A 12,995-nucleotide genomic window follows, 5' to 3' on the forward strand; every position below is an offset into this window, starting at 1 on the left:
TTTGTTCTATGAAACATGTGGGTTTGAACATTGCGGCAGATCCGCTTTTCACTGCCTCTTATATAGGTATAAATGCTGGGCTTTTAATAGCTGTTGTTGATGGCTCTGGTATGCACTCTTCCTAAAAGGAACAAGATACCAGAAATATTGCAAAAGCTGCAAAGGTGCCAGTTTTAGAACCTGCTGACAGCCAAGAGTGTATTGATTTTGTAAAAAAAAGGATTTGAAATTAGTGAAAAGTACGATACACCTGTAATTTTAAGGCTTATAACAAGAGTGGCACACTCACAATCAGTTGTTGAAGAAGGCATCAGAAAAGAAATAGCCTATGAGTATAAAAAAGATATTCAAAAATACGTTATGATGCCAGCAATAGCAAAGAAAAGACATGAAGTTGTTGAAAAGCGCTTAAATGATTTAAAAAAGTTTGCAGAAGAGACAGATTTAAATAAGATTGAAGAAGGAAAAACTAATCTTGCTTTTATTACAGCAGGTATAGCTTATCAGTACGTAAAAGAGGTATATCCTGATGCTTGGGTCTTAAAACTTGGTATGATTTGGCCTCTGCCGCAGAGGTTAATTAAAGATTTTTGCAGCAGGTTTGAAAAAGTGTATATTGTTGAAGAGCTTGACCCATTTTTAGAAGAAAATATAAGAGCAATGGGAGTTAAAAATGTAGTTGGGAAAGAAATCTTTAAATTAACAAGTGAATACTCGCTCTTGTTTATAAAGTCAGCAATTGAAAAAATCCAAATGGAGAGTCCTTACAGACCAAATGAAGAACTTGCTCCAAGACTTCCTGTTTTGTGCCCTGGCTGCCCTCACAGAGGTATTTTTTACGCCTTAAGTAAAATAAAAGACATTATCGTCACAGGCGATATAGGATGCTATACCTTTAGGTGCTCTTTAACCTTTTAATGCCATGGATACATGTATTTATATGGGTGCAAGTGTTGGAATGGCTCATGGTATTTCAAAGGCATCAGACAACAGCAAAAAAGCTGTTGCAGTTATAGGTAACTCTACCTTTGTTCCCTCAGGAATAACAGGGATTATTGATGCTGGGTATAATAAATCTGATATTTTTGTTTTAATCTTAGATAACTCCACAACTGGAATGACAGGCCATCAAGACCATCCTGCAACTGGATATACAATTAGAGGAGAGGAGACTTTTAAACTTGACCTTCTCAGTCTTTGCAAAACTATAGGATGTTCAGTTGTAGAAGAGATAAACCCTTACAGTATCAATGAAAACATAGTGTCAATAAAGTATTCTGATGTTGATAAGATTATAAGCGAACTTGGAGTAAAGTTCTATAAGATTGATATTCCCTCTTTGATTACTCAAATAGGAAATCCGCGTGTTCAAAACACTATAATGTTAGGTGCGTTTAGCAAGTTTATAGGAATTGAAGAGAGCTTTTTTAAAAAGGCTATAGAAAATAATGTAAAGCCGGAGTTCGCCACAATAAATCTCAAGGCATTTGAAATAGGTAGGAATATAGACTTAGGTGAAGTGAGGATTTAAGATGAAATATTGGGACGAGAAATTAAAGCGATTGGTCGAAACAGTAAAAAGAGTTTATACAAGTGTTCCATACTACAGAAAAAAGATGGAGGAGTTGGGACTTATCCCTGAGGATATAAAGGACTTAAGTGACCTACAAAAACCACCATTTACAACAAAACAAGACTTAAGAGATAACTACCTTTATAGTCTTTTTGCTGTACCATTAAGTGAGATTGTGAGGATTTACGCATCATCTGGTACAATAGGAAAACCCACAGTCGTGGGATATACAAAACATAACATTGGTATTTGGTCTGAGGTTATGGCAAGAACACTTGTTGCAGCAGGAGCTGACAAGCATTCGTTTGTTCAGATTGCATATGGTTATGGACTTTTTACAGGTGGGCTTGGGGTACACTATGGTGCAGAGACAATAGGAGCATCTGTCATACCAATTTCATCTGGTAATACGAACAGGCAAATTTAGATTATGATTGATTTTGGAACAACGCTTTTGGCTTGTACACCATCTTACGCACTTTATCTTGCTGAAACAATGGAAGAGATGTGAGTAGACAAATCTCAATTGAAGCTCAAGTCAGGTGTATTTGGAGCGGAGCCTTGGTCTGAAAATATGAGAAAAGAAATCGAATCAAAGCTAAATATAAAAGCATATGATATCTATGATCTTTCTGAGATAATAGGTCCAGGTATGGCTTATGAGTGCGAATATCAATGCGGTATGCATATTAACGAAGACCATTTCCTTCCTGAGATAATAAATCCTGAGACAGGTGAAGTATTAAGTGAAGGAGAGTATGGTGAACTTGTATTTACTACAATAACGAAAGAGGGACTTCCTCTTATAAGATATAGAACGAGGGATATAGCAGTTCTTCACTATGAAAGATGCAAGTGTGGCAGGACATTTGTTAGAATGGAAAAGGTAATTGGCAGAACAGATGATATGATAATAATAAGAGGTGTGAATGTCTTCCCATCTCAAATAGAAAGTGTGCTACTTGAACTTGGAGAGGTTGAACCTCATTATCAGTTAATTGTGGACAGGGTCAATAACCTTGATGTATTAGAGGTCTTGGTTGAAGTTTCTGAGAGAATGTTCTCAGATGAGGTTAAAAAATTAGAGCAACTTGAAAAGAAAATAACGAAGGCAATTGAAGACACGCTTGGAATTTCTGTTAAGGTAAGACTTGTTGAACCAAAGACAATTGAACGAAGCGAAGGAAAGGCAAAAAGAGTAATTGATAAAAGAAAGATATAGGCTAAATGGGTATTAATATAATTAGTAGAGGAGTTTGAAAAAATTCAGGAGGTTTTGAAAATGTACGTAAAGCAGATTTCTGTGTTTTTAGAAAATAAGTCAGGAAGACTTGCTGAGGTGACAAGCATTTTAGGAAAGCATGACATTGATATTTCAGCTCTATCGATTGCAGATACCACAGATTTCGGTATCCTGAGACTGATTGTCAACAAGCCTGATTTAGCACTGCAGGTTTTAAAAGAAAATGGATTTACAGTTTCTGCAACAGATGTTATTGCTATAGCTGTTGAAGACAAACCGGGTGGTCTTGCAAAGGTACTTGATATTCTATATAAAAACGACATAGGTATTGAATACATGTATGCTTTTGTTGGAAAGGTGACTGATGAGGCTCTTGTAATCTTGAAGGTTGAAAATGGTGATGAGGCTGTGAGTATCTTGAGAGAGAACAATGTGAAAATTCTTTCGGCAGATGAGGTTTATTCTCTATAAAGATTTTCTTTTAATGAAGGTTAAATGGCAGAAGGGGTTAGGTCCCTTCTGCCTTATTTTGTTATTGCTGGTTCTTTGCCCCGTTTTGATAGTCCTGAATCATCTTTTTGACCATATATCCTCCAACAGTTCCTGCTTGTTTTGCGGTGATATTTGGATTGTAGTTGTCAAGAGTTACGCCTACCTCTTGGGCTGTTTCTTGTTTTAATTTATCCAGCTGAGGAACAGCTTCTGGCACAAGTCTTTTCTTTCTTGGCATAAATTTTTCCTCCTTTTTGTTTGAGGTAATTTTTAGATTTTTCAATACTAATTTGTTCTGATTTTATGCAAAATATTAAGAAAAAAATGGAACCTTATGATATTATAATTCCATGAACAAAATGTTATAATAAAGCTTGTTGAATAAAAAACTTTAAGGGGGATAAAACTTGGAAAATAGAGGTATTTATTATATAGATTTTGGTTCTCAAGCACAGTTCATTGAAGAGATTGAAAAGATGAACTCAGAGTATTATTTTAAAAATGGAAAAAACAGAACATATCACATTATAACCTATGGATGTCAAATGAATGTCCATGATTCGGAAAAATTAGCAGGAATGCTAAATGCAATGGGATATGTTGAGACTCAAAATGTTGAAGAAGCAGACCTTATCATTTTTAACACGTGTGCTGTGAGAGAACATGCTGAGTCAAGAGTGTATGGCAATATTGGTCCTCTAAAAAAATTAAAAGACAAAAAACCGGACTTGATAATAGGTGTATGTGGATGTATGCCGCAGCAGCTTGAAGTTGCACAAAAACTTGCCAAGTTATTTCCATTTTTAGACATTATTTTTGGTACAAAAAGCCTTCATAGATTTCCTGAGCTTTTGTACAAAGCAATTACTACACAACGAACAGTAATTGACGTTGCAGAAGATGAAGATGTAGTTGTTGAAGGCATTCCAACCGCACGAAGAGAAGGTGTCAGTGCATTTGTAAATATAATCTATGGCTGTAACAACTTTTGTTCCTATTGTATTGTGCCCTACGTAAGAGGGAGAGAAAGGAGTAGAAGGCTTGAAGAGATTCTATTTGAAATTGAGCAGCTTGCAGCAAATGGCGTAAAAGAAGTAACACTACTGGGGCAAAATGTGAATTCTTATGGTAAAGATTTACCTGATGGGATTCCATTTTATAAGCTTCTCGAAAAGGTAAATGATATAAAAGGTATTGAGAGAATAAGGTTTGTGACATCACATCCAAAAGATTTGTCAGATGAGCTAATTTTTGCAATGAGGGACTTGGAAAAGGTTTGTGAGCATATACATTTACCGGTACAGTCGGGTTCAACAAGGATTTTAAGAGAGATGAATAGGCACTATACAAAAGAGGATTACCTGAAACTTGTTGAAAAGCTAAAAAATAACATTCCAGACATAGCAATTACAACAGACATTATAGTAGGATTTCCAGGTGAGACAGAAGAGGATTTTGAAGATACTTTGGATGTAGTCAGAAAAGTTGAATTTGACTCTGCCTTTACATTTATGTATTCCAAGAGAAAAGGAACAAAAGCAGCACAAATGCCAAACCAAGTGCCTGATGAGGTAAAACGTGAAAGATTTCAAAGACTTTTAAAATTAGTGGAGGAGATTGCTTTAAAAAAGAATCAGCAAATGCTTGGCAAGACATACGAAATTCTCATAGATGGGTACGCAAAGAAAAATAACCTACTTGTTGGAAGAACCAGAACAAATAAAGTGGTAAATGTAAAATGTCCTGAGGATTTCATGTATAAATTTGTAAATGTAAAAATTTTGAAGGCTACAGAGCACTGGCTTTATGGTGAGGTGATTTAGATTATGCAAGAGCTCACCCCTATGATGCAGCAGTACATGGAAATCAAACAGAAGGTAAAGGATTGCATCTTATTTTTCAGGCTTGGAGACTTTTATGAGATGTTTTTTGACGATGCAGTAATTGCCTCAAAAGAGCTTGAGATAGCTCTGACTGCAAGAGATTGCGGAAACAATGAAAAAGCACCTATGTGTGGTGTTCCTTACCATTCTGCACATAGCTACATTGCAAAGCTTATTGAAAAAGGATACAAAGTAGCCATTTGTGAACAAGTGGAAGACCCCAAGCTTGCAAAGGGTGTTGTCAAACGTGAGATTACAAGAATTATCACACCAGGTACATTTATTGACGAGAGTTTTAGCAAAGCAAATAACTTTATCTGTTGTGTTGCAAGGGTTGAAAATAGTTTTGCTTTAACGTTTGTGGATATTTCAACAGGTGAGATGTACGCATGTTTAGTTGAAAATGATGTTCAGAAGTTGATAAACGAAATTGGCAAATATGCTCCGAGTGAAATCTTGGTTTCTTCATCAGACACAGAGATGTATGAAGTTGTAAAAGAAAATTATAATACTTTTATCCAAAAAATAGACTTTATTGATATTGATAAATGCTACGAATTAATAAATACGCATGTACAAATTGCCACTGTAGATAACAAAATAGCACTGTCTGTGGGAAATCTTTTGAACTATTTGGTTGAAACGCAAAAGATTTCATTCAATTATATAAAAAAGTTTGAGTTTTACAAAGTTCAGAATTATCTGCAAATTGACCTTAACACAAAAAGAAATTTAGAACTCACAGAGAGCATTATTACACGTTCTAAGAAAAATAGCCTTCTTGGAATTTTGGATGAAGCAAAAACATCAATGGGCTCAAGGCTAATAAAAAAGTGGCTTGAAAGGCCTTTGATTGATGTTGTAGAGATAAACAGGAGACTTGATGCAGTTGAAGAACTTTACAACAATTTTCCACTTTTAATGCAGATTGAAGGACTGTTAGAAGGAATATATGACATTGAAAGACTCTCTTCAAAGTTTGCTTACAAAAGTATAAACGCTAAGGATTTGCTCAGTTTAAAAAAGTCGATAGAGGTGTTGCCAAGATTAAAAGAGCTTTTAGGTGAGTTTAAATCGCATTTGTTAAAAGAACTATATGACAATCTTGACACATTAGAAGATATATACACTCTTATTCACTCCTCAATAGATGAAAATGCGCCCGTAAGCCTAAAAGAAGGCGGAATTATAAAAGAGGGTTATAATGAAGACGTAGATAGGCTTAGAAACATTTCAAAAAATAGTAAGGAACTTCTTATTCAATATGAGGAAAAAGAGAGGAATTTAACTGGTATCAAGAATTTGAAAATAGGTTACAACAAGGTTTTTGGATACTACATTGAAGTAACCAAATCTAACTACTCTCTTGTTCCGGATAGGTATATAAGAAAACAAACCCTTGCGAACGCAGAAAGATATGTTACAGAAGAGCTAAAGAGGTTAGAAGATGAGATTGTAAATGCAGAGCAAAAACTTGTTGAGCTTGAATACGAGCTTTTCTGTGAGATAAGAGACAAAGTAGAAAGCCAGATAGATAGAATTCAGAAAACAGCAAGTTGTATAGCTATAATTGACGCTCTTTGCTCATTTGCTCACATTGCCATTGACAACAGATACACAAAACCCACTGTTTATTTGGGAGACAGAATCTATATAAAAAATGGTCGACATCCTGTTGTTGAAAAAATGATAGGACATGGCAATTTCGTTCCAAATGATACAGAACTTGACAATAACCAGAACAGAGTTTTAATAATAACAGGTCCTAACATGGCAGGGAAGTCTACATATATGCGTCAGGTGGCACTAATTGTCATAATGGCGCAGATGGGCTGTTTTGTTCCAGCAGAAGAAGCGCAAATTGGTATAGTTGACAAGATTTTCTCACGAATTGGAGCATCAGATGACATCTCATCTGGTCAGAGCACGTTTATGGTTGAGATGAGTGAAGTTGCAAATATTTTGAAAAATGCAACTCCCAAAAGCCTTATAATATTTGATGAGGTAGGAAGAGGTACAAGCACATACGACGGGCTTTCAATTGCCTGGGCTGTTTTAGAATATGTGGCTGACAAGACAAAGATAGGGGCAAAGACTCTTTTTGCAACTCACTATCATGAGCTTACTGAACTTGAAGAAAAAATTCCAGGGGTGAAAAATTACAGGGTTGATGTGAAAGAGGAGGGGAAAAACATCATTTTTTTAAGAAAGATTGTGAGAGGTGGTTGTGATTCGAGTTATGGTATTCATGTTGCGAGGCTTGCTGGTATTCCTGAAGAGGTTTTACAAAGAGCAGAACAAATCTTAAAGAAGCTTGAAGAGGCAGATATAAATCGTAAAGAGGCAAAAAGATTAAGAAGGGAGATAAAAAGGGAATTTACTGAGCAGATTGAATTTTTCTCATACAAAAAAGACGAGATAATAGAGAAAATTGAAAATATTGACATTTTAAATATAACTCCCATTCAGGCGCTAAACATTTTAAGCGAGCTTAAGCATGAAATAATTAAAGCAAAAGAGAGGCAACTATTATGAAAGAGTTAAATAGGTTATCTGAGGAGATTACTCACATTTTGGCGGCTGGAGAAGTTGTTGAAAGACCTGCTTCATGTGTAAAGGAAGTTATTGAAAATTCTATTGATGCAGGAGCGACTTTGATTGATATTAGATTAGAAAAAGGTGGTATAAAAAAAATCGAAGTTTATGACAATGGCAAGGGTATTCATCCAGAAGATATAGAATATGTGTTTGAAAGACACACAACGAGCAAGATAAAATCAGTTGACGACATTTTCAAAATTAAAACAATGGGATTTAGAGGAGAGGCTCTTTGTGCAATCTCAAGTGTCTCAAAAGTCATTCTTATCTCAAGACATTACCAGCAAGAACAAGGCTGCAAGGTAGAGGTTGAGGGAGGAAAACTTACTTCAAAAACGGTATATCCTTTTGAGAAAGGGACAAAGATAATTATTGAAGACCTTTTTTTCAATACACCAGCAAGACTAAAGTTTCTAAAGTCACCTTCTACTGAACAAAAATACTGTACAGAGGTTGTTGAGAAGATTGCAATCTGCTATCCAGAGATTTCTTTTAGAATGCAAGTGGATAGTAAAAGGCAGCTTTTTACCCCCGGCGATGGTAAAGTAGAATCTGCTATTGCTTCAGTTTTTGGGTCAGAGATTTTAAAGAACCTCATTGATTTTTATCTTGAAGAACAAGGACTAAAAGTGTGGGGGTATTTTGTAAATCCAGTTTTAAGTAAATCTACAAGAAGTGGGTATTACTTTTATGTCAATAGAAGGTTTATAAGAAGTAAGCTTCTTTCCAGTTGTATTGATGAAGCTTTCAAAAATTCAATCTTGACTGGCAGGTTTCCCATAGTATTTCTATTTGTAGAAATAGATCCTGTTGACGTTGATGTAAATGTTCATCCGGCAAAGCTTGAGATAAAATTCAAAGATGAAAGATTTGTTTACAACACTGTATACAAGGCAGTTTTGAAAGCACTTCAGTCAGAAAAAATAATTCCAAAACCTGATTTGGATAGTGTTTATTTACATCAAGGCATACAAGAAAATAAGAGTAGTATAAAACCTTCTTTGTCTTTCGTCCACGAAAAACAGAGTGAAGAAAAAAGGTTTCCCGAAGATTTGAGAGAGTTTTTGAGGATAGAAGAACAATTTGATTTTTCTGAATTAGAACTAAAAAGAGAGATAAGAGATGTTATAAGTGTATTTTCAGAAACGTTTGATGTAGAAACTTATAAAATAGTTGGATATGCTTTTGACACCTATATTATTGTTCAAAAAGATGAAAATCTTTATTTGATAGATCAACATGCTGTCCATGAAAGAAGACTATTTGAGCTTTTTAAAGAAGAAGTAATTCAGAATAAAATCCAAAAGCAGATATTACTCTCTCCTATTATAGTTGATCTTCCTCCTTCTCAAAAAGAATTTGTTCTTAGAAATATCCAATTTTTTGAGAGACTTGGTTTTGAAATAGGTGATTTTGGGAAAAATGAGATAGTAGTAAGAACAATTCCACTTTTGTTGGAAGGTTCAGTTGATAGGTATTTAATACTTGATATAATTGAAATGGTGTACAATGAATCAATATCAGTAGACATAATGCAGGTTTCAGAGGAACTGCTCAAAAAAATTGCCTGCAAAGCAGCAGTTAAAGGTAAAATGAATATTTCTGACTTAGAAAAAGAGGAGATAGTAAGACTTGTTCTTGTTGAGAAAAAGATCTTTCATTGTCCTCACGGAAGGCCTGTTGTTGTTGAAATTCCCAAAAAGGATATTGAAAGGATGTTCAAAAGGATTGTTTGATAAAAAAATAAGATTTTGAGGGAAAAGGTGAAGTCAAGAAGATGCAAAAGATTCCTTTGATAGTAATTGCAGGTCTCACTGCAACCGGAAAAACAGATGTTGCTATTGAACTTGCCCAGCTGATAGATGGCGAGATTGTCTCTGCAGATTCTATGTGTGTTTATAAATATATGGACATAGGAACTGCTAAACCAACCAAAGAGCAAAGAGAAATAGTAAAACACTATGTGATTGACGTTGTCTACCCTGATGAAGATTACAATGTAGCGCTATTCCAAAAGGACGCGACAAAAGCAATAGATGAAATTTACCAAAAAGGCAAAATTCCGCTTCTTGTTGGTGGTACAGGGTTTTATATAAAATCGATTGTGGATGAAATTGAGTTTCCTGAAATGGGTGACTCAAAACAGGTGCGTCATAACCTTTATAAGGAGCTTGAAGAAAAGGGAAACATGTATCTTTACGAAATGCTTAAAAATATTGACAGCAAAGCTGCACAGACAGTTCATCCAAACAATGTAAAAAGGGTTATAAGGTATTTAGAGATTTACTTTCTTACTGGCAAAAAGCCTACTGATTTTTTGGATAAAGTAAGAAAAAAGGGTTCCGAAAGGTATAATGTATTGCCGTTGTGTTTTGTTATGGAAAGGTCTGCTCTTCGTGAAAGAATCGATGCAAGAGTTGAAAAGATGTTTAGGATGGGACTTGTTGATGAGGTGAAGATGCTACTTGAAATGGGGTATTCAAAAGATTTAAAATCTATGCAGGGACTTGGGTATAAGCAGGTGATACCATACATTGAAGGGAAAATTACTTTGGATGAAGCAAAAGAAGAGCTGAAGCTGAGGACAAGACAGTTTGCGAAGAGACAGAGTATTTGGTTTAAATACCAAGGAGATTTTATATACTTGGATGTAGGTAGCCTTGAATTTAAAGAAGTTGTGAAAAAATGTTTTGAACTTTGCAAAAGTGTGGTATAATTTAAGAAAAACATATAAAAATTATAATATAAAAAACTTTTAAGTCTGGGGAGGAATACATAAAGTGGCAAAAGGGAATTTAAACCTGCAGGATCTATTCTTGAACCAGCTTCGAAAAGAAAAAGTCAATGTCACAATCTTTTTACTAAGCGGAGTCCAAATAAAAGGAATTATCAAAGGTTTTGATAACTTTACGTTGGTAGTAGAAACAGACAATAATAAACAATTGCTCATTTACAAACATGCAATTTCTTCCGTTCTTCCATCAAAGCCAATAAACTACATGGCTCAAGTACAAAATTCGCAAACACAAAATGCTGCTACTCAGCAGACAAATAATCAAAATCAAGAATCAAAGTAGAAGCTTTAAAGAAAGCTCATGAACGATATAGCTTCATGAGCTTTCTTTAATTTTTACACAAGTTTATACAGAGAAAGGATGTGGCATGGTTTGGAAATCGATTTTGAAGCTCTAAAAAAATTTTATAACTTTGATATGGAGCTAATAGCATTGGCACAACAAGCAATTGAAAATGTGAAAGAGATTTTTGAGAAAATAGATAGAGTGAAATCTCACAATCAGTTGAAAATCTTAAATGCATTTCACAAAAACAAGCTTTCCTACACTCATTTAAACAAGACAGATGGTTATGGCTATTCAGACAGTGGAAGAGACGTAATTGAAAGAATATATTCTGATGTATTTGGGTGTGAAGATTCACTTGTTAGAATCCAATTTATATCAGGTACTCAGGCAATTTCAACCATGTTATTTGGGATTTTGCGCCCCGGTGATTTACTTTTATCCATATGCGGAAAGCCTTATGATACTTTGCAAAAAGTAATTGGGATAAAAGGAGGAGGATGTGGAAGTCTTCTTGAGTTTGGGGTAAGATATGAAGAGGTCGAGCTAAAAGAAGATAACTTTGACTATGACAAAATTGAGAATCTACTAAAAAGACAAAAAGTAAAAGCAGTTTTCATACAGCGCTCACGAGGATACTCTTTAAGAGGGTCAGTCTCTATTGAAAAGATAAAGCAAATAACACAATTTATAAAGGATATCAGCCAGGATACAATTGTGATGGTTGACAATTGTTATGGTGAGTTTGTAGAAGAAAAAGAACCAACAGAGGTTGGAGCAGATTTAATAGCAGGGTCACTTATAAAAAACCCTGGTGGGACAATTGCGTCATGTGGAGGCTATATAGCTGGCAGAAAAGATCTGGTCGAGATGTGCGCAGACAGGCTCAACACCCCTGGTATGGGTAAAGAGGTCGGGCCTTCACTTGGATTTAATAAAGAGATACTCCAAGGACTTTTATTTGCCCCTCACATTGTTTCTGAAAGTTTAAAAGTGGCAGTATTTGCAGCCTACATTATGGAAAAAATGGGTTATGAAGTTTTTCCGCGGTACGATGAACATAGGACAGATATAATTCAGTCGATTGTGTTTAATAATGAAGAGAAGCTGATTAGATTTTGTCAAGGGATTCAAAAAGGTTGCCCTGTTGACAGCAATGTTCTACCCGAGCCTTGGGATATGCCAGGGTATTCTCACAAAGTGATAATGGCAGCAGGCGGTTTTGTACAGGGCACATCATTAGAACTTTCATGTGATGCACCAGTTCGAGAACCTTTTGTTGCTTATCTTCAAGGTAGCTCTTCATTTGAAATAGGAGTTGTGGGAATTTTAAAGGCTATTGAAATGATTAGGAGGATGTAAGAAATTACATCCTCCTAATAAGTCCTATAACTTTTCCAAGTATTTTCACGTCTTTTACAATTATGGGTTCCATTGCTTTGTTTTCGGGCTGAAGCCTTATGTGGTCGTTCTCTTTAAAAAATCTTTTGACAGTTGCTTCGTCATCAATTAGGGCAACAACAATATCTCCATTTTCGGCAACATTTTGCCTTTTCACAATTATGATATCATTGTCGAAAATTCCCGCATCAATCATACTATCTCCTTTAACTCTTAACAAAAATGCATCTTCAGTTCCAACCAAGTCGTAGGGAAGAGTTAAGGTATCTTCAATGTTTTCTACAGCTAAGATAGGTTCACCTGCAGTAACTTTACCAACAAGAGGAAGCTGAACAACATTTCTGTGGACATAAAAATCATCATCTACAATCTCAATTGCTCTTGGTTTTGATGGGTCACGTCTGATATAGCCTTTTTTCTCTAAGCGAGTCAAATGCCCGTGCACAGTTGAGGTTGATTTTAAGCCTGTTGCTTCACATATTTCTCTCACAGCAGGAGGGTATCCTTTTTCTTTGATTCTCTTTTTTATGAATTCCAATATTTCTTGCTGTTTTTTTGTTAGTTGCTTCTTCATCGAATTTCCCCTTTTCAATACTAAATTTTTTAAATAAATTATAACACAAAAACAAATATTCTTCAAACAGTTGTTTAGCATTCTATTTAAAAATAGATCCTTAAAATTTTGCAAATTAATTCTTGTATACAAGATACAATTTAGTTTATAA

11 protein-coding genes and 1 pseudogene are annotated in these 12,995 nt (G+C 35.1%); 10 read left to right on the forward strand and 2 right to left on the reverse strand.

All coding sequences use genetic code 11. The features are described from left to right. The first annotated feature begins 276 nt into the window (after positions 1-276). The 4 genes and pseudogenes from OTJ99_RS06040 to OTJ99_RS06055 all read left to right on the forward strand — a co-directional run bounded on the left by OTJ99_RS06040 (position 277) and on the right by OTJ99_RS06055 (position 3,287). Positions 277-918, forward strand: a complete 642-nt coding sequence (locus tag OTJ99_RS06040; RefSeq protein WP_235374583.1) for an indolepyruvate ferredoxin oxidoreductase subunit alpha — start codon at positions 277-279, stop codon at positions 916-918. 40 nt (positions 919-958) lie between these two features. Beyond that, on the forward strand, positions 959-1,531 hold the full coding sequence (locus OTJ99_RS06045) for a thiamine pyrophosphate-dependent enzyme (RefSeq protein WP_269015433.1): 573 nt from the start codon (positions 959-961) through the stop codon (positions 1,529-1,531). A 1-nt stretch (position 1,532) separates the two neighbouring features. Then, positions 1,533-2,795, forward strand: a pseudogene (locus tag OTJ99_RS06050) (phenylacetate--CoA ligase family protein). 60 nt (positions 2,796-2,855) lie between these two features. Then, positions 2,856-3,287, forward strand: a complete 432-nt coding sequence (locus tag OTJ99_RS06055; protein WP_045164858.1) for an ACT domain-containing protein — start codon at positions 2,856-2,858, stop codon at positions 3,285-3,287. Between the two features lie 61 nt (positions 3,288-3,348). Here OTJ99_RS06055 and OTJ99_RS06060 read toward each other — a convergent pair whose 3' ends face one another. Beyond that, positions 3,349-3,546, reverse strand: a complete 198-nt coding sequence (locus OTJ99_RS06060) for an alpha/beta-type small acid-soluble spore protein (protein ID WP_045164857.1) — start codon at positions 3,544-3,546, stop codon at positions 3,349-3,351. A gap of 169 nt (positions 3,547-3,715) precedes the next feature. Here OTJ99_RS06060 and miaB point away from each other — a divergent pair, with 169 nt between their 5' ends. From miaB to OTJ99_RS06090, 6 genes are all read left to right on the forward strand, one after another. Further along, complete coding sequence (miaB, locus tag OTJ99_RS06065) at positions 3,716-5,131, forward strand: tRNA (N6-isopentenyl adenosine(37)-C2)-methylthiotransferase MiaB (protein ID WP_045164856.1); 1,416 nt, start codon at positions 3,716-3,718, stop codon at positions 5,129-5,131. Between the two features lie 3 nt (positions 5,132-5,134). Further along, on the forward strand, positions 5,135-7,726 hold the full coding sequence (gene mutS / locus OTJ99_RS06070; protein WP_045164855.1) for a DNA mismatch repair protein MutS: 2,592 nt from the start codon (positions 5,135-5,137) through the stop codon (positions 7,724-7,726). Beyond that, positions 7,723-9,525: a DNA mismatch repair endonuclease MutL gene (gene mutL, locus OTJ99_RS06075; protein WP_045164854.1), complete on the forward strand. Its 1,803-nt coding sequence runs from the start codon at positions 7,723-7,725 to the stop codon at positions 9,523-9,525. Before mutS ends, mutL begins: the two co-directional genes overlap by 4 nt. A gap of 41 nt (positions 9,526-9,566) precedes the next feature. Next, positions 9,567-10,505: a tRNA (adenosine(37)-N6)-dimethylallyltransferase MiaA gene (gene miaA / locus OTJ99_RS06080; RefSeq protein ID WP_045164853.1), complete on the forward strand. Its 939-nt coding sequence runs from the start codon at positions 9,567-9,569 to the stop codon at positions 10,503-10,505. A gap of 64 nt (positions 10,506-10,569) precedes the next feature. Then, positions 10,570-10,866 carry an RNA chaperone Hfq gene (gene hfq / locus OTJ99_RS06085; RefSeq protein WP_045164852.1) on the forward strand — a complete coding sequence of 99 codons (297 nt, stop codon included), beginning with the start codon at positions 10,570-10,572 and terminating at the stop codon, positions 10,864-10,866. 78 nt (positions 10,867-10,944) lie between these two features. Next, complete coding sequence (locus OTJ99_RS06090) at positions 10,945-12,231, forward strand: methionine gamma-lyase family protein (protein ID WP_045164851.1); 1,287 nt, start codon at positions 10,945-10,947, stop codon at positions 12,229-12,231. 4 nt (positions 12,232-12,235) lie between these two features. Here the strand turns inward: OTJ99_RS06090 and lexA are convergent, their stop codons facing one another. Further along, positions 12,236-12,844 (reverse strand): transcriptional repressor LexA, encoded by a 609-nt coding sequence (gene lexA / locus OTJ99_RS06095; protein WP_045164850.1) that lies wholly within the window; start codon positions 12,842-12,844, stop codon positions 12,236-12,238. Between the last annotated feature and the right edge of the window lie 151 nt (positions 12,845-12,995).

It is taken from the genome of Caldicellulosiruptor naganoensis (assembly GCF_026914285.1).
Classification (GTDB): Bacteria; Bacillota; Thermoanaerobacteria; order Caldicellulosiruptorales; family Caldicellulosiruptoraceae; genus Caldicellulosiruptor; species Caldicellulosiruptor naganoensis.